The 22,327-nt window shown below is 57.2% G+C and carries 34 protein-coding genes; 15 read left to right on the top strand and 19 right to left on the bottom strand.

The window, feature by feature from the left end; genetic code table 11:
• Window positions 1–8: 8 nt before the first annotated feature.
• Genes ERD78_RS18825 through ERD78_RS18805 form a run of 5 tightly spaced genes read right to left on the bottom strand, consistent with a single transcriptional unit; the run spans window position 9 to window position 5,085 of the window.
• Window positions 9–1,526, bottom strand: coding sequence for a phage portal protein (locus ERD78_RS18825; RefSeq protein ID WP_180029227.1), 1,518 nt, complete (start codon window positions 1,524–1,526; stop codon window positions 9–11).
• Complete coding sequence (locus ERD78_RS18820) at window positions 1,526–1,735, bottom strand: phage head-tail joining protein (RefSeq protein ID WP_129971441.1); 210 nt, start codon at window positions 1,733–1,735, stop codon at window positions 1,526–1,528. Before ERD78_RS18820 ends, ERD78_RS18825 begins: the two co-directional genes overlap by 1 nt.
• Before the next feature lies 1 nt (window position 1,736).
• Window positions 1,737–3,794, bottom strand: coding sequence for a phage terminase large subunit family protein (locus ERD78_RS18815; RefSeq protein ID WP_129971440.1), 2,058 nt, complete (start codon window positions 3,792–3,794; stop codon window positions 1,737–1,739).
• Window positions 3,794–4,285, bottom strand: a complete 492-nt coding sequence (locus tag ERD78_RS18810) for a terminase small subunit (protein WP_129971439.1) — start codon at window positions 4,283–4,285, stop codon at window positions 3,794–3,796. The genes ERD78_RS18815 and ERD78_RS18810 overlap by 1 nt, the downstream gene beginning before the upstream one ends.
• Entirely contained in the window at window positions 4,282–5,085 is an 804-nt protein-coding gene (locus ERD78_RS18805) for a hypothetical protein (protein ID WP_129971438.1), read from the bottom strand. Before ERD78_RS18805 ends, ERD78_RS18810 begins: the two co-directional genes overlap by 4 nt.
• A 264-nt stretch (window positions 5,086–5,349) precedes the next feature.
• On the opposite strand from ERD78_RS18805, the gene ERD78_RS18800 reads away from it, so the two are divergent.
• Window positions 5,350–5,823 (top strand): DUF6998 domain-containing protein, encoded by a 474-nt coding sequence (locus ERD78_RS18800; RefSeq protein WP_129971437.1) that lies wholly within the window; start codon window positions 5,350–5,352, stop codon window positions 5,821–5,823.
• A 10-nt stretch (window positions 5,824–5,833) separates the two neighbouring features.
• Here ERD78_RS18800 and ERD78_RS20130 read toward each other — a convergent pair whose 3' ends face one another.
• From ERD78_RS20130 to ERD78_RS18745, 12 genes are all read right to left on the bottom strand, one after another.
• Window positions 5,834–5,959: a hypothetical protein gene (locus ERD78_RS20130; protein WP_257216569.1), complete on the bottom strand. Its 126-nt coding sequence runs from the start codon at window positions 5,957–5,959 to the stop codon at window positions 5,834–5,836.
• Window positions 5,960–6,114: 155 nt separating this feature from the next.
• The gene (locus ERD78_RS18795; RefSeq protein WP_129971436.1) at window positions 6,115–6,420 is read right to left on the bottom strand and encodes a hypothetical protein; all 306 of its coding nucleotides are present in this window, start codon (window positions 6,418–6,420) and stop codon (window positions 6,115–6,117) included.
• A gap of 183 nt (window positions 6,421–6,603) precedes the next feature.
• Entirely contained in the window at window positions 6,604–6,903 is a 300-nt protein-coding gene (locus tag ERD78_RS18790; RefSeq protein ID WP_129971435.1) for a hypothetical protein, read from the bottom strand.
• Window positions 6,900–7,259 carry a hypothetical protein gene (locus ERD78_RS18785; RefSeq protein WP_129971434.1) on the bottom strand — a complete coding sequence of 120 codons (360 nt, stop codon included), beginning with the start codon at window positions 7,257–7,259 and terminating at the stop codon, window positions 6,900–6,902. Before ERD78_RS18785 ends, ERD78_RS18790 begins: the two co-directional genes overlap by 4 nt.
• Complete coding sequence (locus ERD78_RS18780) at window positions 7,243–7,644, bottom strand: hypothetical protein (RefSeq protein WP_129971433.1); 402 nt, start codon at window positions 7,642–7,644, stop codon at window positions 7,243–7,245. Before ERD78_RS18780 ends, ERD78_RS18785 begins: the two co-directional genes overlap by 17 nt.
• Window positions 7,641–8,021 (bottom strand): DUF1064 domain-containing protein, encoded by a 381-nt coding sequence (locus tag ERD78_RS18775; protein ID WP_129971432.1) that lies wholly within the window; start codon window positions 8,019–8,021, stop codon window positions 7,641–7,643. Before ERD78_RS18775 ends, ERD78_RS18780 begins: the two co-directional genes overlap by 4 nt.
• Window positions 8,014–8,745: a replication protein P gene (locus ERD78_RS18770; RefSeq protein ID WP_129971431.1), complete on the bottom strand. Its 732-nt coding sequence runs from the start codon at window positions 8,743–8,745 to the stop codon at window positions 8,014–8,016. The genes ERD78_RS18775 and ERD78_RS18770 overlap by 8 nt, the downstream gene beginning before the upstream one ends.
• Window positions 8,699–9,508: a helix-turn-helix domain-containing protein gene (locus tag ERD78_RS18765; protein WP_129971430.1), complete on the bottom strand. Its 810-nt coding sequence runs from the start codon at window positions 9,506–9,508 to the stop codon at window positions 8,699–8,701. Before ERD78_RS18765 ends, ERD78_RS18770 begins: the two co-directional genes overlap by 47 nt.
• Window positions 9,505–10,209, bottom strand: coding sequence for a phage antirepressor KilAC domain-containing protein (locus tag ERD78_RS18760; RefSeq protein WP_129971429.1), 705 nt, complete (start codon window positions 10,207–10,209; stop codon window positions 9,505–9,507). Before ERD78_RS18760 ends, ERD78_RS18765 begins: the two co-directional genes overlap by 4 nt.
• A gap of 62 nt (window positions 10,210–10,271) precedes the next feature.
• Window positions 10,272–10,628, bottom strand: coding sequence for a DUF4406 domain-containing protein (locus ERD78_RS18755; RefSeq protein WP_129971428.1), 357 nt, complete (start codon window positions 10,626–10,628; stop codon window positions 10,272–10,274).
• Window positions 10,625–10,972 (bottom strand): hypothetical protein, encoded by a 348-nt coding sequence (locus ERD78_RS18750; protein WP_129971427.1) that lies wholly within the window; start codon window positions 10,970–10,972, stop codon window positions 10,625–10,627. Before ERD78_RS18750 ends, ERD78_RS18755 begins: the two co-directional genes overlap by 4 nt.
• Window positions 10,969–11,334 (bottom strand): Ref family recombination enhancement nuclease, encoded by a 366-nt coding sequence (locus tag ERD78_RS18745; protein WP_129971426.1) that lies wholly within the window; start codon window positions 11,332–11,334, stop codon window positions 10,969–10,971. The genes ERD78_RS18750 and ERD78_RS18745 overlap by 4 nt, the downstream gene beginning before the upstream one ends.
• Before the next feature lie 170 nt (window positions 11,335–11,504).
• Between ERD78_RS18745 and ERD78_RS18740 the strand changes: the two genes are divergently transcribed.
• On the top strand, window positions 11,505–12,008 hold the full coding sequence (locus tag ERD78_RS18740; protein ID WP_129971425.1) for a hypothetical protein: 504 nt from the start codon (window positions 11,505–11,507) through the stop codon (window positions 12,006–12,008).
• A gap of 20 nt (window positions 12,009–12,028) precedes the next feature.
• On the opposite strand, the gene ERD78_RS18735 is transcribed toward ERD78_RS18740, so the two are convergent.
• A complete protein-coding gene (locus ERD78_RS18735; protein ID WP_129971424.1) occupies window positions 12,029–12,598 on the bottom strand; it encodes a hypothetical protein in 570 nt (189 codons plus the stop codon).
• Between the two features lie 367 nt (window positions 12,599–12,965).
• Between ERD78_RS18735 and ERD78_RS18730 the strand changes: the two genes are divergently transcribed.
• Window positions 12,966–13,367, top strand: a complete 402-nt coding sequence (locus ERD78_RS18730) for a hypothetical protein (RefSeq protein WP_129971423.1) — start codon at window positions 12,966–12,968, stop codon at window positions 13,365–13,367.
• A gap of 323 nt (window positions 13,368–13,690) precedes the next feature.
• Here ERD78_RS18730 and ERD78_RS18725 read toward each other — a convergent pair whose 3' ends face one another.
• Window positions 13,691–13,930, bottom strand: coding sequence for a transcriptional regulator (locus ERD78_RS18725; protein WP_129971422.1), 240 nt, complete (start codon window positions 13,928–13,930; stop codon window positions 13,691–13,693).
• 80 nt (window positions 13,931–14,010) lie between these two features.
• Between ERD78_RS18725 and ERD78_RS20125 the strand changes: the two genes are divergently transcribed.
• From ERD78_RS20125 to ERD78_RS18665, 12 genes are all read left to right on the top strand, one after another.
• Entirely contained in the window at window positions 14,011–14,478 is a 468-nt protein-coding gene (locus tag ERD78_RS20125; protein WP_129971421.1) for a helix-turn-helix domain-containing protein, read from the top strand.
• A gap of 138 nt (window positions 14,479–14,616) precedes the next feature.
• On the top strand, window positions 14,617–14,928 hold the full coding sequence (locus ERD78_RS18715) for a TM2 domain-containing protein (RefSeq protein ID WP_209020037.1): 312 nt from the start codon (window positions 14,617–14,619) through the stop codon (window positions 14,926–14,928).
• Between the two features lie 55 nt (window positions 14,929–14,983).
• Window positions 14,984–15,382: a hypothetical protein gene (locus ERD78_RS18710; RefSeq protein WP_129971420.1), complete on the top strand. Its 399-nt coding sequence runs from the start codon at window positions 14,984–14,986 to the stop codon at window positions 15,380–15,382.
• A 194-nt stretch (window positions 15,383–15,576) separates the two neighbouring features.
• Window positions 15,577–16,365, top strand: a complete 789-nt coding sequence (locus ERD78_RS18705; protein WP_342365344.1) for a HipA family kinase — start codon at window positions 15,577–15,579, stop codon at window positions 16,363–16,365.
• Window positions 16,362–17,234 (top strand): DUF3037 domain-containing protein, encoded by an 873-nt coding sequence (locus ERD78_RS18700; RefSeq protein WP_129971418.1) that lies wholly within the window; start codon window positions 16,362–16,364, stop codon window positions 17,232–17,234. Before ERD78_RS18705 ends, ERD78_RS18700 begins: the two co-directional genes overlap by 4 nt.
• A 363-nt stretch (window positions 17,235–17,597) precedes the next feature.
• Window positions 17,598–17,879, top strand: coding sequence for a hypothetical protein (locus tag ERD78_RS18695; protein WP_129971417.1), 282 nt, complete (start codon window positions 17,598–17,600; stop codon window positions 17,877–17,879).
• A 106-nt stretch (window positions 17,880–17,985) separates the two neighbouring features.
• Window positions 17,986–18,192 carry a hypothetical protein gene (locus tag ERD78_RS18690; protein ID WP_129971416.1) on the top strand — a complete coding sequence of 69 codons (207 nt, stop codon included), beginning with the start codon at window positions 17,986–17,988 and terminating at the stop codon, window positions 18,190–18,192.
• A gap of 3 nt (window positions 18,193–18,195) precedes the next feature.
• Complete coding sequence (locus tag ERD78_RS18685; protein WP_129971415.1) at window positions 18,196–19,101, top strand: recombination-associated protein RdgC; 906 nt, start codon at window positions 18,196–18,198, stop codon at window positions 19,099–19,101.
• Between the two features lie 54 nt (window positions 19,102–19,155).
• Entirely contained in the window at window positions 19,156–21,036 is a 1,881-nt protein-coding gene (locus ERD78_RS18680) for a DNA cytosine methyltransferase (RefSeq protein WP_129971414.1), read from the top strand.
• Window positions 21,033–21,266 (top strand): hypothetical protein, encoded by a 234-nt coding sequence (locus ERD78_RS18675; protein ID WP_129971413.1) that lies wholly within the window; start codon window positions 21,033–21,035, stop codon window positions 21,264–21,266. The genes ERD78_RS18680 and ERD78_RS18675 overlap by 4 nt, the downstream gene beginning before the upstream one ends.
• Window positions 21,267–21,520: 254 nt before the next feature.
• Window positions 21,521–21,853 carry an Lcl domain-containing protein gene (locus ERD78_RS18670; protein ID WP_129971412.1) on the top strand — a complete coding sequence of 111 codons (333 nt, stop codon included), beginning with the start codon at window positions 21,521–21,523 and terminating at the stop codon, window positions 21,851–21,853.
• Between the two features lie 46 nt (window positions 21,854–21,899).
• A complete protein-coding gene (locus tag ERD78_RS18665) occupies window positions 21,900–22,316 on the top strand; it encodes an Lcl C-terminal domain-containing protein (RefSeq protein WP_129971411.1) in 417 nt (138 codons plus the stop codon).
• The last annotated feature ends 11 nt before the right edge of the window (window positions 22,317–22,327 follow it).

Below are 22,327 nucleotides of genomic sequence, written 5' to 3'. Positions count from 1 at the left end.
TTTGGCTCCTAGGTTGTCAAAGGTTGCCGGGCCGGATCGGCTGGATCGTCGTCCAACTGCGTGCCCGAAGAGCGCTTGCCGTTGCGGCCATCGCTGTCAAACACAAGACCGGCAGCGTCGGCCGCTTCGTTATCGGCGATGATTTCCTGCAAGACCGTTTCTGGGTCTTCACCCTGGGCCAGGATGACTGCGGACTTGCTCGTCAGGCCAGCGCGGATCTCGTCGGTCTTGGCCTTCACGTCCTGGACAGGGTTGAAGTAGGCCCAGCCCTCGGGCACCCAGGTCACGCGCTGCCATTCGCGTTTATGGCTCTTGAAATCAGCCGCTGAGATATGCCCGGCAATAACCAAGGCCTCAAGCCAGGCGTTCCAGATCGGGCGGCACCACTGGTGAATAAAGGTGCCCCACTGGTGTTGCTCGATAAGCCGATGAAATTCATTGACCACCACGCGCAGGGTGCGGTCGCTGATATTGCGCAAATCGCCGGTGGCTATCTCATAAGGGATACCCACGCTGGCAAAGGCGGCCATGAGTTGTTGGCGCGTGAACTCCTGATAGTCATTTGGCGCGCCCGGCGGGCTGGCGAACGCCACATCCTCGCCGGGGGCCAACTCGTTCATGGAGCCGGGCTCCAGGCTGACAATGGGCGTGCCGTCCTCATCGAACTCACCTGGCCCGCCGTGGATCGGATCGATGCCATCGCCGGTCGGGTCTTGTTTCTTGATAAAGCCGGCAAACAGGTTGCTCACCTCCTGACGGAACGCCACGGCATCGTCGAAGTTATCCAGTGTCTTCAGGCGCAGCAGCACGGTGGCCAGGCTGGATACGCCACGCACCTGCCCAGGGCGCAGTATCTGATAGGCGTGCACGATGCGCGCCGAATCAAAACGTTTAGGCAAGAACGCTGATTTCATACGCCCATATTCGCCAGGATGGTGCGGCAGCAGGTGATAAGCCACGCGCCGACCGATCTTGTCGAACTCGACACCATTGACGATTTCATTGCCGTTCGCCAGTGGGTGCGTCAATTCCACCGGCAGGTGATCGCCCTCGAGCGATTGGATTTGCAGCGGCACCGTCAGTCCATCGCGGGGCAGGCGAGGACGCAGGATCGCCAGCGCTTCGCCGTCCACAAACATGGCGCGTTCTGCCAAGGCCTGCTGCCCATAGAAGTCGAGCCGCCCGTCGGCATCGCTCTGTGCGGTCCAGTCCGCCCACAACTGCTTTAGCAGCATGCGCATGGCGCGGTCCGGGTGTTTCGGGTAAGGCTGGATGCCCGTGGCGATGACGTTGGACACCCACCTCGTGACCGCCGTTTTGGCCCATGGGTCATTGCGCACCGCATCGCGAGCGCGCCGGCGAATCATGGTCAGGTTCTGGGTGGCCGCACTATTGGGGCCGGCTGCCGAGGGCTGCCAGTTGCGCGCGCGGCTGCCCGTTGCGCTGCCGCCCTCATAGGCCGAGCCAGCGTTATGCAGGCGCATTGGCAGTATGAAGCCGCGATTTGCCAGTGTCCGGTAGCGCATCAGATTCCTTTGCCGCCGTGGCGCAGTCGCACAATCCGGCTGCGTCGCTTTCCTGCCTGCGCGTCCAGGTCGCCCTGAATCAGGCGCGCGGCATCCTTCAAGTCCTGCATGGAGCGAAAGCGCACCCGCTTATCACCGTACTGGACCTCAAGTTCCGAACCAGCGATGGCCGCCTTAATGGCATCAAGGTCTGCTTGCGTATAGGCCATGTCAGCGCCTGCCTCTCAAGTAGGATGAAGATGCAGCCCGCCTGGTGGCACGGCGAGCTGGCGTGGATACAGAAACGCCCGCTTTCGCGGGCGCCGGTTGTTTCGGTTCTTGCTTCGTTGGGGCAGGCTCATCGGGCGGCTCATCATGCTGCACAAGCTCTGCACCCAGCTTGTCGGCCAACGCCTGCCACCACGCGTCGGTCTTGCGCTGAAGATTCAGGCGGGCCTCAAGCCAGAGCGCGTAAACCGTACAGTCCAGCGCCTCAACCCGTTTGCGCATGGCAGTCCAAATGGTGCGTGAGCCGGTCGCGGTCTTGCGTGTGGCCCGGACTTCGCCGGAGAACTGGCGAAACCATTCGTCCGACAGATCTCCGGCCAGATGTATGTAACCGGCCCCTTCGCGCTCGATCTTCAGGCGCGAATGCAGCAGGTCTTTGGCCAGGTTGGTGCCCACGTGCCAGAGCACGACGCCCTTCTTGACCCGCCGGCCCCGCCAGTCAATGTCGACCATGGAGCCGCCATCATTGATACTCTTCTCCCCAAAGGGGCGCCCGCGCACCGCAAAGACACGCCGGGCCTTGTTCTTGCGAGCAAACTCATACACCGCATTGGTATGGTGGCCGCCCGAGTCGATGGCCGAAGCATAGATGGCCATCTGCTGGCCGCCCTCATGCACAAACCGGCTCTCGAACAGATACTGGGCGACGTCCTTCCAGACCTTGTCCTCCTCGGGGTTGCCAAAGAAGATCTGGTGATCCACGGTCCACATCTGGCTGCCCCGCCCGAATCCCCACGTGCACGCCTCGATGCGGTTATCTTGTGTATCCAGACCGGTCAGAAGCAGCAGGCAGTCCATGGGTACGACATTCTCACCACGACCAGGCAGTGCAAAGGCTTCAATCTCGGCACGCCGCTTGAGCTCATCGAGTTCGATTTTCTCGACTGCGCCTTCCCATGTCCTGCCAAGCGTCGTGTTCCAGAACGTTTTCAGTTCCGCCCCGTCGCCTTTCTCCGCCTTCTCATAGGCATCCAGAAACGCCTGCACAATCTCCGACCACTGCACGGCCGGGCTATAGGCCGTCCACACGTGAAAGGCGATGTGCTCATGGGCGGCCATGATGACGCCATCACGGTCCCGAAACACGCCGTCCTGGTCGATGGTCGAGCCGTCCGAGCCGTACCAGAATCCACTTTCCGCCGCGGCGAGGTACTCTGCCTGGGTAATCAGAACCGAACAGTGCGGACAAAGGTGACGTACGCTGTCCGCATCACGCCCCACCCATTTGAAGCCGTGCGTCTCGTCCTTGCCGCCCCAGGTCAGCGCGTGGTGACCGCCACAGTGCGGGCAGGCAATGTGATATTCATACCTAGCCTGCGCGCTCTCGGCCCGCTTTTCCATTAGGCAGGTTCCCTTTTCCTTCGGTGTCGATCCTATGACCATCTTCGGAAAGGTGGCCCCTTCAAGCCGTTTTGCCGCCAAGGTTCCGGGGTCTCCTTCACCGTCGATATCCGGATCGAATGAGCTGAACTCATCCAGATAAGCCACGCCGATGGAGATCCGCCGATAGTTGCCGGCAGACTTGCCGCCCCTCAGGTGAAGCACGCCGCCCAGGAACTTCTTGATGAGCAGCGTATTGTCTTTGTGCCGCGACAACCTGGCCGGAAAGATCGGGTGCATGACCGCAACGTCACGCAGCATTGGGTCGAGCTCGGTCTTAACGAACTCGTCGCGGTCCGAATCCGTTGGCTGCCAGAGTGCCTGATTGCGCTGCTTGTGCTGCGCGAAAAAGCCGATGGCCGCCAATAGAATCTTGGTGTAGCCCACCCGCGCCGACTTGAGGATGTCGACTTCCTGCACATCGTCGTTGCCGATGCATGACAGGATGGCCCGCTGAAAGGGCCAGGCCTGCCAGTGCTGTTCGACATACGAGGACTCGGCTGACAGGTAAAAATGCCGCTCTGCCCACTGGCGCAAGGTCAATGGCGCCGGCGCGCCGAACGCTGCCAGGCCGCGACGCAGCGCGCGCGCGATCTGCCCGCGATTCGCTTGCACACGCATCAGTCGTCCTCATCATCCTCGCCTGCCTCAATATCCTCGAGCGACAGTTCGCTGATCGTTTTGCGAACCTTGGCCAGCTCGGTCTCGATGATAAGAATGTCGGCGGCCGTCAGGCTGGCCAGCCGGCGTTTCAGTTTGGCCGGAATGGCGTCAAGCGCAGCACCGACCAGACTGCCCGCCGAGGTCAGCACCCATTCGAGCACTGCCACCTCGGCAAGGTTGCCGCGGCGCACCTCATTTTCCATTTCGACCTTGTCGGCCTGGGCCGAGGCAAGGCGCGCCTTCTGCGCCTCCAGATCAAGCCCGGAATCGGTCTGCTCGCGTCCGGCCGCCACGTCACGCAGGTTCTGGCAGTACGCCAGCAGCCAATTTCCCGCCGTGTCGCCGCTGGTGAGCACCCCGCGCATGAGCAGGCCACTGATGACCGGCTGCGTGACGCCCACCAGCTGCGCAAATTTGGCCTGGGTGGTTTTCTTCGATAGATCGATCATCGTGCCGTCTTGAGCGCGTGTTCCAGCGCGTTGGCAAACTCCGTGTCGTAATGCTCGCCAAAGACCTGATCCGCTGTTTCGTAGAAGGGCAGACGCTTTGTGTAGTGCGGCGCAGCCTTGGTGGCCAGCAGCACAGGCTTTACATCCACGCCATGGGTGCCCGATTTCTGCCAGACGCCTGCGGCCAATGGCTGGCTCCAGTTGCCCGACATGGTGCCTTTGCCGCGAGAGATGAAGTACGCAACGCCGTTTATCTTGACGTATTGCGACTTCTTCCTGCCCCTGAGTTTGGGTCCGGACAGCTTGGCCGTGCGCGCAATGCTATCGCGCGTGGCATTGGCCCGGTAGCCTTGCTCGCCGAAGGCCTGCAGGTACGAGAGCAGCTTGACTAGTTGCCCGCGAGACATGTTCCCGTAAGCATCTAGCTGCGCGCCGGCACCTGGCACCACGTACCCGCCGGGCAATCCTACCTTGGCCAAGGCCTGCTCAGAGCGCTTGGCGCGCCGTGTACCCCCGTGCACCTGAGCCCAGAGGTACTGGTTTGCCGAGACACCTTTGCCGGCGCTGTCTCTGAACCCGACATACGCCTGCAGTTTGGCCTTGGTGGCGTAATTGATCCGCAATGCCCGCTGCGTGTAGGGCGTGGGCCTATCAAAGTCGCGCAGTATGGCCTGATCCAGGGCGCTTTTGACCTGCTTGGCCGTGCTGTTCAGCGCGCGCGATGTGGCAAATGGGATCTGCCGCTCGGTTCTGCGCAGGTATTTCGGCCCCTCTTGCAGGGTCGATTTAAACTTGAACATGGCCCAATCCTCGGGAAATTATTATTACCCCCCTAGGAAAAATCTCATAAGCAGAGAATGTTTGGGGTTCGAATCCCCCTTACCAGGGCATTTGCCTCAGGGGCCCCCGGTTCTGTGGATAACTCTGGTCCAGTCTGCCTGGCTGTGGATAACCAGAGCGCAAAGTCCGACGGGAGCTTTTCTTCAAGTGAAAGCACCAATACATCAGCAGTACGTACTCCCATACGATTGAAGCCTATCCACGAATTACCATCCGGAGCCTCGATGTTTGATCCCAGCTCGCTAACGACGACCGACCTCTTGCAGGCATATGTATCCATCCTTCGGGAACTGCGAGAACGAGGCATTGTGCGTACGAGCAACAATCCCATCGGGGACTATACGGAATGGTTGGTGGCGTCCAAGCTCGGGCTGACTCTCGCCACCAGCTCAATGAAAGGCTATGACGCAACCGATGCAGATGGCCTGCAATATCAAATTAAGAGCCGCCGCCTCACTGCTACTAACCGATCTTGCCAATTGGGAGCCATCCGAGACCATGACAAGGAAGCTTTCCATTTCCTGATAGCCGTGGTGTATGAGGAAGACTGGAGCATCAGGTCCGCGTACAAGATACCGAACTCAGCCATATCAGCACTAGGCCGATTCAGTGGCCGTCATAATGGCTTCCTTATATGGGCAACGGATAACTTGCTTGATCATCCAGGGGTAACAAGTATCAGTGAGCAGTTGCAATAATTGCTGCCGATCAATGCCTCACTACACGCACGATGGCACACCATGTCTCGCGCAGCAGGCTGAATCCCGCATTCCACTGGCACAGCGCCTCGCAGACGAGAACACCGACGACCAGGCCGAAAACAAACATGAGCATATGAGGCTCCAAAACGAACGGGCCCGCGTCCGAAGACACAGGCCCGCCAAATTCCCACTCAGGATGGGAGGAGACAACCGGTAAAAAAGAGGCCTGAATCCTAAGACTCAGGCCCAAATCCACCGCGAGGTGGAGGAGACAACCTATTGCGAGCCCTATCGATCTATCGCGTCTCGCATTGCACATCCTGCCGCAGCCCGCACGATTGCACGCCGAGTCGCCTCGTAGGGATCGTCTGTGACCGATTCCCTGGCTTCAAATGAGTCGCAGATCGCGCTTACATAAGCCAAGCCTATCGAAATTCGCATATCCAGCTTTACGGCCAGTCTGAATGCGTCGCTGTCGTCGATAAGCGGGTTCCAGGAATCTTGTTGCGCGCCTGTAGCGTACAAAGCCGATCTACCGAAATGCGGGCTTGCAGGCTCTGCGATGTTGTTGGACCAGGATAGATGCTCAGTCATCCCTGCTGCTGCGGCAGCTAGCCCCAGCAATTCCTGTTCCATCTTGTCTGAGAGAATTGGCTCCTGATCCTCTAGCATGGCTCCGTATGTGTCGGCTTCGATAATGCGAATTCGTCAGCAAAATTCGCGCCAAGCTATCCAGAAAATACCAAAGCCCCGCATCGCTGCGAGGCTTACGAAAACTCAGGGCGCAAATTCCCTGGCGATATTGTCCCGGATTCCGTCCCGGTTTTCAACAACCAAATGTCCCGGTTTCCAGCTATATAGCGAGAAGCCCCCCGTTTTGGCGTGCAGGCTGCGCTTCGTGACGTGGCCAGAGTCCTGCAGATCCAGCATCACGCGGCGCACGCCCTTGCGTATGCGCTCCCATTCGAGCGGGTTTCTAGGTCGGCCGCCCGCAATATAGCGAACAATCTGAATCATCCGGAATTCACGGTCAGGATAAGCAGCCAAAAGATCGATGACTTCGCGTGCATACTTCAAAGCAATGTTCCTGCAATTCGATTCTTGAATAAACCTAGATAAAGCCGGTACTCATTGTCTGTAAGGTGCACGCCGGTGATCTGGGCTATCCAGCGCCGTGCCGCTTGCATACGCTCATGCTCCTGCAGATCAAAGAAACGCACATTGCGCTGTGGATATTCCGCCGTAATGATCATGCCCTCATGGTGGGGCAGGGTGCGGTGCATGCGGTCAATGACGAGAGCCTGGTACATATTGACAGGCTCCGATGCAACCTTATCAACAAGGTAAGGCATCATGTTTCCCACTGTGGCGCCGGACCAGCAATATCTGGCCCAGTTCCAAAGCAGACTGTCCGCATCAATGCGGTGCGCCATCGCATGCTCCGCTGGCGTTGGGCGACTTCATGGGTGGCTGCGCCAGGCTGGCCCGCTCGAAATTGCGGCGCAACTGGTCCGAGATCACCAGCGGTCGCCATGCGGGGCGCGTGCGCGGCGGCACTACTTCGCCCTTGATTAGTTTGCCCGCCAGAAATGCCTGCAGGTATTCAGCCTGACCTTGATTTTTGATGGGGCAGCCTGTTAACTGCTCAATCGATGTGATTGTCTTTGGCACCCAGTTTCGATTGTTTTTCACACCGTGCGCCGCCAGCTTTTCAATGGCAAGCAGATTTAACTGCTGCAGGCGTTCACGTGCGGCGCGCCGCCGACGTGCCTCTTCATCGCGGATTTCTGCCACCGTCAGTCCATTTTTCTTTCTCATATGATCTGTTCCTCCCATCCGCCCCCGTCGCGTTTTGGGCGGGGGTAAACAATCTTGAAGGCGAATGGGAAGCGCTCGGCAGCCACTTTCATTTTCACCTTCGCATCATCAGAAAATAGGTGTGCCGCCCCCTTTACATCGACCATCTGCAGATAGCCATCTGCATCCATGACGGCAAAGTCCACAGTCAGAAAGGTTTTGTCGGCCAGGCGCAGCTTGATGCCTTCGAACGCATACCAAAGTATCTCGCCGGCATGCTGGCGAGATTGGAGTAGCTGCGAGTAGGCCGTTTCGGTCTTGTTCATCTCGCCGGACTTGAGACGGCCCAGCGCCTGCAGTCGTCGAGTTGCTTGCGCCCCCTTGAAGCGTCTATGCATATTCGGCTCCATCGTGCAGGGCGCGGCGCGCCATATCGATGACGGTACGGGTGCGCCCCCGCGGATTTGCCACCACAGCGCGGGCCCAGGAAAGCGGATCGCGCCCATTGCCCTTGCCGATGCCACCTATTCCGAGCTGCTCGACGGCTTGCTGGGCGGCTCTGTCCGTCTGCTCAGTCTTGCGCGGGGCAGGCAGGGCGGCGCGTGCCTCTGGGATCGGCTCCCATTGACCCTTGGCGAGCTCATCAGCGAAAACCCGGTTCCAGCGCCCCTTCATTGCCGGGTACGAGCCGTGTAGCATGTCGTGAGCGCCGATGCTGACCGCCGCGTGGTAAATCGCCGGATGGCTCCAGTTGCCGCGCTCACCGCGTTGGCGTTGCGCCATGCCGCGAATCGCTTCGTGAAACGCCAGTTCCGGGTCGATGTTGGGGCGGCATGCCTTGATGAACTCGGTCAACGACGGTGGCCAGTCGTATATCTTCCGGCAGGCACGCAGGCCCTGGGCCACGTCTTGCGGTGTCAGACCGTCCTCGAGGAATGCTTCCACCCAAGCGGCCTTCCAAGCTTCAATCGCCGTGGGACTGGAGAAGCTTGCGCTCCAGCGATTCGGGTACATGCCGTCCAGGCGGTTGTACAGGTGCGTGATGATGCTGGCGCCATCGAGCTTGGCGCGCGGTTCAGTCCACACGCACTGCTTGGACGTCGACGGTACGGTCGTTGTCATGGTCTGCGCCCCCTTGTGGTTCTCGGTGCTGGTTGACGTAGGCGGATGGGTCGAACTTGGCCCTATGGCCGCCGGTGATATCGCTCTCGGCGATGGCGTAGCGTTCGCGGTAGTGCCCGCCAGGGCCGAAGAACGTGCAGGCACGCTTCACAAACTCCGTGCCCACCTTGCCCTTGGCCCGCAGGAAGGCGGCATAGCGACGCACACCGTCGGTCATCTCGTCCGCCGTCGCATCGCCAGAGCGGATCCTGGCCCTCCACGCCTTGAGCGCATCCGATCGTGAATCGCCTCCTTCGCGTTTCGGATACAGCGACCATGCGAGTTCAAACTCGTCATCCGTCGGCGCACTTTTGCGCCGAGAAGGTTCCTTTACGGTTCTATGACGGTTCTTTACGGTTCTGGGTGCAGCATCTGCGGGGGTGGGGTGCAGCATCTGCGGGGGTGGGGTGCATTTGCTGCGGGGGTGGGGTGCATCTGCCGCGCCCCGCATTTGCTGCGGGGGTGCATTTCCTGCGGGGGTCAACATATACACCGTCGAACGACCCGAACGCTCTCGGGCAATCAGGTACCCGGATTGGCACAGCCACTTGATAGCAGCTTGCACCGCACGCTCCGAAAGGCAAGTGCGCATGGATATATTGGCCACCGATGGCCAGCAAACACCTTCATCGTTTGCGTTATCTGCCAGGGATATCAAGACAGCCTTCTGGGCTGGCGTCATGCCCTGTATCGGCCAGCATGCCGACATAATTGCGGTACTCATGATGAGCCCTCCGATAATTCTGAGCCCGCCTGCTCCTTCGCGAGGCAATACTTGCCCCATTCGCCTGCAATCCACGTCACACCCTTTGGCGTGAATCGCATTTGCGCGAAAGCACGATCCGATGCATGCGCTATACCGGTTCTGACCTGAAATCGGCCCGCATCAATGTGGTTCTGGAATGGGGTGAGGTTTCCATCTAGGCGGTAAACAATGCGCTGCTCCAGCAGGAACAGGCGAAATTGGGCCTCGTTGGCGTTCAGGAGCTTACATACCTGGCGAAACCCTTGTGTGCCGTTAGCGGTGGCGTAGCGGTCGACGAATTGCACCTTGGGCGCGGCCTCGGCCAGCGCATGCTGCTGCCTTTCGATCTGGTCGGCCTGCTCGGCAGCCAGGCGTAGCGCATCGGCAAATGTCTGCGGTACCGCCGGCATGACACCACGCTCCAGTTCTTGCCATCGGTCAACCAGGCGCGCGGTAAACTGCGGCGACAGCTGCGCCACCACTATGATGCTGTCGCGCTTGCCGTGTTCACCGGTGAAAACATATACCTGCGTGGCACGAGACCGACCCATCGAGTCGGTTCCGGGTTCATCCACCAATGGTGGCTGGACAATAACTCCTTGATTTGCCAACCGCTCGATGGTGCGCTTCACGCTGTCGTGCCGGGACTCGACTAGGCCAGCGATTTCAATGCTAGTCATGGCAAGCCTGCTCGTAGGCAGGTATCTGCTAATCGAGGCCACGGCAGTGGCTGTATGTACATTCATAATGCCCCCTCTGCGAGGTCGGGTTCGCTGGCGGGTTGGGGCCTTTGCCCTTGCATCAGGAGGAAAGCCCGGACGTCACCGACGACCATGCCCAGTTCCAGGGCAATGTATCTTTCAAGTCGCGCACCTCTGGATGCCTCCCAGCCGGGCAACATAGCCACACCATCGCAAGCAACAAGCTCGGCGAGGTCCTTGCGCAAGCAATCTTCCCAACGCTGGTTTGGATCAGTGCACAGTTCTGCTGGATTGACCACCGTGTAGCCAGCGCCGCGCAACTTGGCCGCATTGCTGCGGAACGTGGGGAAATTGAGGTCTTGCAGGCCGGTCATGGGGCCGGAAATGTATATCCTCATTCCGCTATCCTTTCCGGGTGCAATAGCTCGGTAACGACTTCGCCGGTATCGATGTAGTACCAATCGGAATCAGTCAGGTTATTGATGAGCATCGCGGCCAGCACGGGTGGCGGTGTCTTGCGCATGATTCTCTGGAACTTGGCTGCAGGCCCTCGCCACGTGGGCTCCACAGCAGCCATGCGAGCAGCAGCGAGGTTATGGTGGCCATCCAGAAGGATGCGATAACAGCGACCTCGTAGTTCGACGTCCAGCGTCCGGACGATAAAAGTGCGGAATGTCGCCGCCTTCTTGCGGACCAGTCTTTGGTCAAGGTGCCGTTGGGAGCTTATTAGAGGTGCCATCATGCCGCTTTACTCCAGTCGCCGTTCGCCGCGGCGCGCGCCTGGGGCACGATGATGCCGTGGCGGCGTTCGAGAATGTCCAGGCATACATGCAACAGGAATGGCTGCGGTCCGTATGCCTGCTCGAATCGGTTGGTCCAGGGGTGCACCGGAATCAAGCCGGGGCGCCCCGTGTTCTCTTGATGATGGCCGGCGCAAAGCGGCAAGACGAGCCAATGCGCCCAGGGTTTGGTGCGGCCATCAATGTGATGGATCGATACCTCGGGATTGGAAGACTTGGACAGCAGGCAGGCAATGCAGCCTATATGCCGCGCCAGTTGATCGTGAAAACGCTTTTCGGCGGCGGAGGTGGGGCGGCCTTTCACGGAAGCCTCCTGCGCTTTGCGTAATGGGCGGTCGAGTCCGTTTGTGTCAAAATGTAGGCGCTTACTCTATTCATTTCTCCACAAAGGACCGACCATGAGCCGAGAACAAAAGAATCAGGTACCTCCTGCGCGCAGTCCGGTACCACAACCACCACCAGCAAAACAGGTCGATGATGGAAGAGAACAACACACAAGCCACAGCTATTGCACTGGATAGGAATCACGCGGAAGCCGTTATTGATACCCAGTACGGTGTGCGATTCAATGACATGAACGCGCGTTTCTACAAGAGGTTGGATAGCGTCTTTTCGCTCATAAACTTGATCGGTGGATCGGCGGCCTTTGCAACCGTTTGGGTCGGCAAACCTAGCTTTGCTGCTGCAATCGGCATGGTCATTGCCATTGCTGCCTATGTGGAGCGTGAGTTGCGACCAACGGAGAAGTCCATTCGATGTGAGCTGCAAAGGCAGAAGTTTGGCCAGTTGGCCGCACGGGCGCCAAAATTGTCGCTCAACAAACTCGATTACGAGCTTCGTGTACTTCAATCGACCGGCCCGGACACTATTTCCTCTCTCGCAAAGCCGGCGTATAACGCAACGGTAATGAGCGCTGGATTCCCAGAGCACAAGCTCAAGCTTTCGGTGTGGGAGAGGGTGCTGGCCTGGTTTGCATAACGTTGGGTTTGGCGGGCCTTTCATGATGCCTCCGCTTCGGCCATATGGGCTTCAACCATGGCCCGGAACTTCATGCCTGCGTCGATTGCCTCGGACGCCTGTTGATGCGCCTTTTCCAGTTCGCTGCGGTCAAACCCGTCTATCAGGCCCGTCGCGGCAACCGCGGCGTCGTTCTGTTCGCGCATCAGCTGCGTGGCAACAGCAGCCGAGAAGGGCACCAAGGGCTGGGGCAGGGCGCGCGCTCTCACGGCGAAGCCCAAGGGTAGCAGCGCGCGGTCCAGTATCCGGCGCTGCACTTCCTCTGGCATGCCGGCAAGCAGCGAAATCAAACAATTGGCCGGCAATAGGGTCGAATCCTTGGTCTCGTCGTCCAGCCATCGAAAGATCCGATCCGCGTTTACCTTGGTCCGCTCGAACGTGTCGACCGTCTTGGGCTCAAACCGTATGCCCGTAGTAATGTCCGCCCCCAGATGCTCATGGGCCTCGACTACCATTTGCGCAATGGTTTCGCGGGATTTGCGGTGGATCCTCCGATACTCGGAGATTTCCTCACGCAGGATGCCGATTAAGGTCTGCGATACGTTACGCATGACACACGCCCCCAGCCCGCCCACAATGGGCACCATGAATACGAACAATGAATTTGATGGGGAAGGGGACAGGGCGGCTTTGGCGGTCCGGGCAACACTTGCCCAGGCGCGCGATATCGTTCGCTCTGTGTTGGGCCGCGCCCCCGCCGGGGTTGTGGCCGCCGTCTTTCGTGAGCTGTGCTACCGATGTGAAACGGAATTGCCCGAACAAGCCAGCGCCTCCACCAGGGCCCTTCATTGAAACTGTGTCACCAGGCCCGATGGGGATACGCGAATCGTCCGGCCTGGGGCGCCATGGGTTCTTGGGCGGTGATGTTCGAGTATGCTGTACTGAACCAGCAGTTACATTTGATGTGTCGAGGGTGCTATGGACAATCCATTTGGTGATTCCGAAGAGCAGTCGGAGGGAAAGCGTCGATACCTGATGTTGATATCGGCCGGTAAAGACAATGCCAAAGCCATTCAAAAAACGCTGAAAAATATCCAAGACACCGTGGATAAGAAGGCTTGGCCTTTGTGGGTGGATTCCAAGGGCATAGGTGTTTTCATGGAAACGGACCTGGTGGCCTGGGAAATCAGGCAAGCCGCGTTCGACGGCGTGGCCGGAGACTTTAGCGACATCAAGGATGCCATGCTTGTAGAAGTTGGCGCGGATTGGTATGCAAGCGAAGATAGCGCTATGAAGAATTGGCTCAAAGCTCATGTGGGGGCTCCTTTGGTTCCGCCACTTGATTCACGGTTACGTCGCCGCAGAGGTGGCCCCAAGTAATTTTGATGCCCGCCGCGTCAGCTATGCGCAGTTGGGACCATAAGAATATGGGGTTGGCTAAACGCAGGAGTACACCCATGAACGGGTTGCTGACGAACCAGGTGGCGAAGCGATCCCTTTGGTTACATTGTTCGGTTGATTGTCGGGGTGGCTTTCCGTCTGACCATAGCCACCACCGAATGACGATCACTATGACAAACACAATGGCTGGACCGACCCAAGAGTCGGAGGGCGAGTGGCCTGCAGTGAAGCGATATCCAGCCACACAGCAGAAGAAGATTCCGATATCTCGAAATAGCTCGTCCAGAAACACGGCAATATGCTTATGCATGATCCGCCCCCTTGAGTTCTGGCCAGATGAGATACCAATCGTCAGGGCGCAGATCGCGGCGAGTGACCTTTCCCTGGGTGGCTTGCTCAATTGCTGCGCAGCGCTCCACCGGAACCGGGCGGAGTCCCGATAACCATTGATGGACGGTAGGCGGCTTTACCCCTAGCAATCGCGAAAGAGCGGACAGACCGCCCGCAATGTCGCAAGCTTGTTGTACGTGGAGATTCGACATGGTTTCTCATAATATAAGGCGTAGCCTAATATTAATAGAAAGGAATTGCCTAATCAATAGCCAGCATGGTTTATTAGGCGATGCTTAAAGGAAAAGATTTCGGCAAAGCTATCGAACAAGCGATACGCCTCAAAATTGAGAGCGGCGGTGCGCGCTCGCAGGCAGAAATCGCGCGTCACTTTGGCGTGAAGCCCCCGTCTGTCTCAGACTGGATTAAAAAAGGCGCTATCGCTAAGGAACGATTGCCTGAGCTTTGGCGATACTTTGCCGATGTTGTTGGCGCAGATCATTGGGGCATGAGCGACGAGGAATGGCCCTACGGTTTGAAACAACATGGTGATTCAAAACGCCAGAAGCATAGTCATGTCCCCACTAAAAGTGAGACCTGGCCCCTATTTAAAGTCACAATCGAACGACTGCAGGCACTTACACCGCAGCAGCGCAAGAGAGCCGATGCCGCTATAGATGACCTACTGCGTGGCTATGAGGCCGAACGGGGTGAGTCTGTCGGCGATGCTCGGAGACAAAAATTTTCTGCAAAAAGTTAGTAAGCACTTACGATTACGGTGGTCTGATAAGGCCACCAGTAATGCGACGGAAGTCTTGATTGTGTAGAATCTCCCCGAGAAAGTAACCAAATTAAGAAACTCAATACAAATTATCAAGGTTGCCCAGGGAGGAGCAATATGGACCCAACCACACAGACAATGTTCTATGACGCCAACAAGAAAAGTCTGGGCGTGACATATCTGCTCTGGTTTTTCCTAGGGGCTGTCGGCGGCCATCGATTCTATCTTGGGAAAACTGGTAGCGCCATCGCAATCCCTGTGCTGGCTATCATCGGCTTTCTCACTGCTCCTATTGGTATAGGATTGGCCATCCTGGTAGCGGTGGGCATTTGGGTTCTAGTTGATGCCTTTCTGATCCCGGGCTGGATACGAGGCATGAACACCAAGCTGGCACGGGCCTTGTCCAACGGGGAGGCCGTTCCTCAGTGAGCACTATTGGGAGACATTATTGATTTCGAGCGCTCGCTTATCATGCATAGTGGCCATGACGGCATTGCTTGTGGGTTGCGCCAGCGTCCCCTCAGTGAACGAGGCTGTTAGCGTAAATGAGCAGTATGTGCTGCAGCCGGATCTGTTGATTCAAAAAAATGGCACTGGCCAGGTAACGATTATCCGGGAAGGCCGCCCCCTTCATATGTATCGAACTGGCGTGTATGTCGATGGCGAGATGATCGCCACAATTGCAGGTGACGAGGCCCTAACAATATATCTGCCGGTTGGGCGCGCGCTAATTGGAACAGGACCAACCTCAAAAGCATCAGAACCATACGATGAATTGGCAATCGACGTGAACGAAAGCCAACCGACACTGGTGCGTTTTAGGCTGTCCGCGTGGGGATGGGGTGCTCCTGGCGGATGGGAAGTGAACGAGGCAAGCCGGTAGCCTCACTTGGTTCGTGTAAAGAATACTCAAATGACAGAGTTGTTCGCCGTGCCGACCAGCCTAAGTTGGAAGTACCTCGATAGAAGACAGTCTCGTTGCGGCTTCCGTGTAAAGGAGGCCAATTTGCAAATTTGTATACAATACGTAACAATCAGCACGGTAACTGACGGTATTGCGCTCACTGGAATTTGAGAATGCTCGACAACGTTCTTGCGGCTAGTCTTATTAGATCTATGAAGACAGGGCGAACGCTCCCTAACTTGATATCTTGTGAGCGAGAGGATGGCACTTACGTAGACGCAGTTGTTAAATGTTCAGCGAAAACAATGCAAGGGGTTCGGGATCTCGCTGTGGAAGCAGTTTGCGGAATGATTGCCAAGGACTTGGATCTCCCCGTGCCTGAATTTTTCGCCGTTCAGGTCGATCCCGAGTTCGTGGAAACGATTCGTGAACCAATCATCAGGGACCTCTTCAGTAATAGTGATACGTTTGCGTTTGGTTCTGCTCAATTGCCGACGGGCTTCGCTGTTTGGGGAACGGATCAATCGGTTCCTGAAGCGCTTTGCCAAACTGCAGCTGAAATCTATACCTTTGACGCGATTGTAATTAATGGTGATAGGCGTCCGGAAAATCCGAATTGTATGTTTTCGGGGAGTGAAATTGCCATTATTGATCATGAGTTGTGCTTTAGCCAGGAACTCTTTTGGAGAGCGCCGTGGATTGAGGGCGGTTTTGATTCACGAAGACAGCCACAGCAGCACATATTTGCGAAACCAAGGCTTACGTCTTGCCCTGCCGATTTGAACCGATTTGAAGATGCTTGGAATACTATAGACGAAGGGCGTGTGGACGCTTATTTTAGGGCGCTTCCACCATCGTGGAAGCTTGAAAATCATGAGGCTGATCGCATTCGAGGCATCATCCTCGACTCCAGAGCAAACATACATGAAGTAGTGGAGCGGGCATTAGGAGCGCTACGATGAAACGCGAAAAGTATTTCTATGCCACATTGCGTTATATGTACGATACGGCCACCCAGGAATTTTTTACGGCTGGAGTCGTGTTGTATTGTCCTGCAACGCACTTTTTGAAGTTCCAGTTTCGACGTTCATTGGGGCTGGCCGGAGAGATATTGGACTCGAACACGCTCGCGAACTTCCGAGCGTTAATGCGAGTAGTGAATAAGCGCGCGGAGCAAGTGTCCAGCGCGTTCGATAGCTATGTTTTGGGATTGAAGCCAAGCGCATTAGATGAGTATCTCAATGAGTTTTTCCCAAAAGATGACAGCGCATTGCAATGGAGTTCCGTGGCTGCAGGCCTATCTAGAAATCTAGAGGCGACATTCATAAATCTGTATGAACGGTACTGTGGCAAATACGATCGCAAAAGGCCAGCTAATCGCGTCACTGATCGGGATGCATGGCAAAGTTTTCACAAGAATTTGGTAGATCGCCACTTGGACAGATATTTTGCACCTAAATTGATTCAAGGCCAGATAGATGAAGTTCAGTTTCCTTTTGCCTGGAAAAATGGAGTTTGGCATTGCATTGAAACGGTCTCTTTTGATCTAGCGGACGGTGATGCAATAAGAAACAAAGCTCACAAGCACGTTGGCGAGATAACCGCAATCAGGGATTCGGCTGAAGAATTCGCTCTGTATTATGTGGCCACGCCGCCTAGCAGTCCTAACTTGGCGGAAGCATTTCACAAGGCTATCAACCTGCTAAAGGCAGCACCACACAAGAAGATTGACGTTATGAGTGCGGGTACTGAAATAGCGCTTTTGGATTCATTTGCGGATCGAATTCGTGAGCATCGTTCATCGATTATTCCCATTGATTCATCTTCTTAGTTTGGGTGCTTACATAATCGAGATAGCCCGCTTCGGCGGGTTTTTTGTTGTCGCGTGGTCTGCGGTGGTTGTGTAGTAATACATCATCAATTCATAACATGCTGAAAATAAACATATTTACGAGCGATATCGCTTGCCGCCAAGCATAAGTCAAGTTCATCTCATTGTGTGCTTATAAGGGAAAACACTGACTTCGTTCCGAGAGCCTACTCTGGCGTAGTTTTCCCAGTTGCTATGCTGGCGTGTACTTGCACTGTACAAAAACACAGTGCAATATATGGCTACAAAGAGCAGCATTTGGATCGACCGTCCAAATAATGACCGTAGCAATCCCGTTATGGAATGGGAAAGAGGAGTGATTGCATGCGCCGTAGCCAACATAAATCCATAGCCAGTGCGGACCGACAGCAGGACGACGGGCATTATGTTCGCATTGACGTGGATACATATCAGGCGCTGCTCGCTGATCTCAAACAGCATGAAACCTTGTGCTATGTGCTGCATGAGCAATTCGACTGGTTTTTGAATGTATTGCCTCCCGATCAGTTCAGGGACCTTCTAGCAACAAGCAGTTCTGAGGCGCTGGATGTTCGCTGCAGGCTAGCCAGTTCCACACTGCCAGACACAAAAGCCGGCATAGCCTAACGAAAAATCAAAAAATAATTAGGCGATGCCTATTGACTTAAAATAAGGCGTAGCCTAATATTCTCTCGTCGCGCATAGAAAGGCGCACCACACGACGGGAGAGGCAATGCAATCATCCAACTGGCCTGGTGGCATAGACCGCAGCCATTCCAACTTCACTCTGCGCTTTCCCCGCGCCAGTCGTTACGACGGTATTGGTGCCTGGGCGAAAGACAGCACCAAGATTCCCGTCATTGATGCGGTTCTCTATGTCGGTGGCACTGTTGCCGTCATATGGGCGACCTTGCGCATTGCGCTCTGGATCTGGGGGTGAGCCATGTGGTTCAAGAATCTAAAAATCTACCGTCTGGCACCATCTTTTGCGCTGTCAGCAGACGAACTCGAACAGAAGCTGGCCCAGTTTGGCTACCGGCCCATTGGCGGGCAGGAAATGCAGTCCATGGGATGGGTGCCGCCGCGCGAGGATCTGGGGCTGGTGTATTCGCAGGATGGCCAGTACCTGCTATGCCTTAGAACAGCAAAAAAACTCTTGCCCGCGTCGGTCGTAAACCGCGCTGCCCGAGACCGGGCGGGCGAAATCGCTCAGCAGCAAGGTTTTATGCCGGGGCGCAGGCAGATGCGCGAGATCAAGGAACAGATCACCGATGAGTTGCTGCCTAAGGCATTTTTCACCGAAACCGACACGCAGGTCTGGATCGACACGCGAAACCGTCTGGCCGTAATCGATACTGCCGCGGCGCACCGGGCTGACGTCGTCCTGGGCATGCTCGGCAAGGCCATCGGCCCATTTCCGCTGCTCATGCTGCAGGTCAATCAGGCCCCCGCTGCGGTTATGACCAATTGGCTGTGCGAGGATGCCGCCCCCGAGATCTTCTCCATCGATCAGGATACCGAGCTCAAGTCTCTCGGCCAGGCGCGTGCAAAAGTGCGCTACCAGCATGTGTCCGTGGAGCCGCAAGAAGTTCACCAGCACATTCAATCCGGTAAACAGTGCACGCGCCTGGCGTTGACCTGGTCTGATCGCGTCTCTTTTATTTTGACGGCGGATTTGACCATCAACCGTATAGCAGCACTGGACATACTCAAGGAAGGGCAGGGCAGCGAGCGCAACGCCATTGAAGCCTGGGAGGGTGATTTTGCTCTCATGACAGGCGAATTGGCCAGCCTCATCAATGACATTGTGGCCGCGCTTGGCGGGGAGATGGATAGTGATCTGGGCTGATATCGGCGAACTCATTGCCGCGATCTTCGACGCGCTCTTTGGAGGTAGTGACTGATGCGCCCCCATATTGCTGATCGCAGACAGCTTGATCTGGCCATTCCGGACGAGCTCATCATTGATAATTTCGCGGGCGGCGGCGGCACCAGCGAGGGTCTGGAAGAGGCTTTCGGGCGCCCGGTTGATATTGCCATCAATCACGACCCTGAAGCGCTGGCCATGCATGCGCTTAACCACCCCTATACCCGGCATCTATGCGAGTCAGTCTGGGACGTCGATCCTATAGCTGTGACTGGCAATCAGCCTGTGGGACTGGTATGGCTTTCGCCCGATTGCAAACATTTCAGCAAGGCCAAGGGCGGCACGCCGGTCGAAAAGCATATTCGGGGTCTTGCCTGGGTGGCAATGCGCTGGGTAGCAAAGTGCCGCCCCCGCGTCATCGCGCTGGAGAACGTCGAGGAATTCCGGACATGGGGCCCGCTGATTATCGGAGAGGACGGCAAGGCCAGGCCGGATCCGCTGCGCAAGGGCCGCACCTTCAAAAGCTTCGTACGCCAGCTGCGTGAGCATGGCTACACGCTGGATTGGACGGAGTTGCGCGCTTGCGATCATGACACGCCCACCATCCGCCGGCGCTTCTTTATGGTCGCGCGCCGAGACGGCCTGCCCATCGTCTGGCCGGAGCCGACCAACGGCGAGCCCACCTCAGCCGCTGTCATTGCCGGAAAGCTTCTGCCGTTCCGTACAGCCTCCGAATGCATTGATTTTTCCCTGCCTGCGCGCTCCATCTTTGGGCGGGCGCGCCCCCTCGCGCAGAACACCATGCGGCGCGTGGCAAAGGGCGCATGGCGGTACGTGCTGAACAATCCACAGCCCTTCATTGTGGGCGTCGGTGGCCGCATGGGCCAGTCCCCATCTCGGCCCGTTTCCCGCCCGGCCCAGACGGTCACCGCCAAGGCAGATGCATGCATCGCTCAGCCCCTCCTTGAGCCGTTCATCGCCCCCTTGCGCGGTACCAGTGAAAGCCATCTACAGGGGGATGATACTCGGGCGCCTCTTTCGACAGTCTCCGCTGGCGGCACGCATCATGCGCTGGTCGCAGCCAACCTGATCACCATCGGCTACGGTGAAAGGGCAGGGCAGAAGGCGCGCGCGCAGGACATTGATCAATCTCTGGGCACCGTGGTGGCAGCAAACAAACACGCTCTTGTTGCCGCCCATCTAACGCACTTGACACATCATGGCATCAGGTCCGGCAATTCGGCGTCCGAGCCACTGCGCACTGTCACCGGCGCCCACAGGGGCGAACAGGCCCTGGTCACGGCTTTTATGGAGCAGGCCAATGGTGGCTTCTATGACGGAGACGGTCGTGCTGTCAGCGTCCCCGTGTCCACCATTACCGCATCGGGTAGCAATCAGCGCCTGGTAACCGCTTATTTTGTTAAGTATTACAGCGAAGGAGGGCAGTGGCAGGGCGCTAATGAGCCCATGCACACACTGACCACCAAGGCCCGCATGGGCGTCGTGCAGACTATCCAGGTATCTGCCGATCTATTGGACGCTGGCCAGCTCGAGCGCGCCAAAGCATGTGCGGCCCTCATGCATCAGCACCTCCCCGAGCATTTTCCGGAACCTGCCGACATCATCCTGGTTGGAAATTGGGTGCTGGTCGATATCACCTTGCGCATGCTGACCCCGCGCGAATTATATCGAGCCCAGGGGTTCCCGGAGAACTATGTCATTGACGAGATTCCAGATCCTTCCGTCCTTTTCGTGGACGGGCGCCAGGTGGACGGTGACCCGAGCAAGCTGCCGCGAATCCCGCTATCCAAGTCAGCCCAGGTGCGCATGTGTGGCAACAGTGTTTGCCCTCCGGTGGCCAAGGCTCTCATCGCGGCCAACTTCACCCACGAAGCCCAAATACGGAGGTCGGCATGAGCTTGCGCGCCCAGTCGCCAGTTGTTTGGATCCAGATACGCAACATCCTGCTGCGCGCCCCTGGTGACGGCTGGATGTCTTGGGAGGATCTGCTTGAGGCCATAGAGCGGCGCGACATCGATACCGGTGGCTGGCCAGCTGGCGCTTGTGCTGCGGCTGTGCAGGCCGGATACATCGAAAAGCGTGGGCTGGCGTATCGAGCCGTCCGCGGTACAGGCAACACCCTTTAATTCTCACCAAAGCGAGGACTCATGAACACCATTCAATTCAACCTGGGCGCCGGCAGTAGCGTGGCGCTGCCAGTCGATAGCGCAGTCAAGCAGTTGATAGATCAGCTGCAGTCCAGAGCTGCTGGTGCAGTACCACGTTACAAGATCGGGCAATTTATTGAGAGCGAGGGCGGCTTCTTCGCTGGCGATATCCTCGGAGACGACGGAGTTGTCTACGGGCTCGTCGTGGCCGAGGCCGATTTGGGCCCGTGCGAATGGGGCCGGTATGGCACCTCCGTGGACGGCGCTGGCAGCACCTGGGATGGCTGTGCAATACCAATGCGTTGCGCGGCAACGAGCATCCGGCAGCGAAGGTGGCATCTGATCACGACGCGGGCGGGCATGCAGACTGGTATCTGCCGGCTAAGCGTGAGCTTCAGATCGCCCAGGCCAACGTGGCACACCTATTTCAAAAGATCATGTACTGGACCAGCTCGCAGTACTCGGAGGGCACCGCCTGGGCCATCGACTTCGACTACGGCGACGTCAACCGCTGGAGCAAGAGCTACGAGTTTCGGGTTCGTCCCTTCCGCAGATTTACCTATTGATCCCTTCACCCATTTAATCGGGCGAAGCCCGATAGGAGCCATAGCAATGACAGCAGCGACAGAAACCCAAATTCCAGCCATCGGCCAGCCTTGGCCAGAGCAGGGCGGTACCTACGTGGGCAGTCTCATGAAAGATGGACAGCTGCATCACCTGGTTGAACCCGGTGGCGTCCAGTTCGATATCGAGGACGTGACGTTTCGCAACGCCGCCGAGGCCGTCCAGGCCAAGGGCGAAATCAATGGCCACAACGATTGGCGTGTACCTGATCAGCGCGAACTCATGCTGGCCTATATCAACGTCCCTGGTCAGTTCGACAAAGAGGACTGGTACTGGACCAGCGCGCAGTACTCGGAGTACCTCGCCTGGGCCTTCGGCTTCGAGAACGGCAACGTCGGCAACTGGCACAAGTACAACGAGTTTCGGGTTCGTCCCTTCCGCAGCATCATCGATTCATCGCTTTAACGCTTCCGGGC

This window comes from Allopusillimonas soli, from assembly GCF_004153445.1.
Classification (GTDB): domain Bacteria; phylum Pseudomonadota; class Gammaproteobacteria; order Burkholderiales; family Burkholderiaceae_B; genus Allopusillimonas; species Allopusillimonas soli.
Note: the sequence above shows the minus strand (reverse complement) of the source record. Positions and strands in the feature narration are given on the sequence as shown.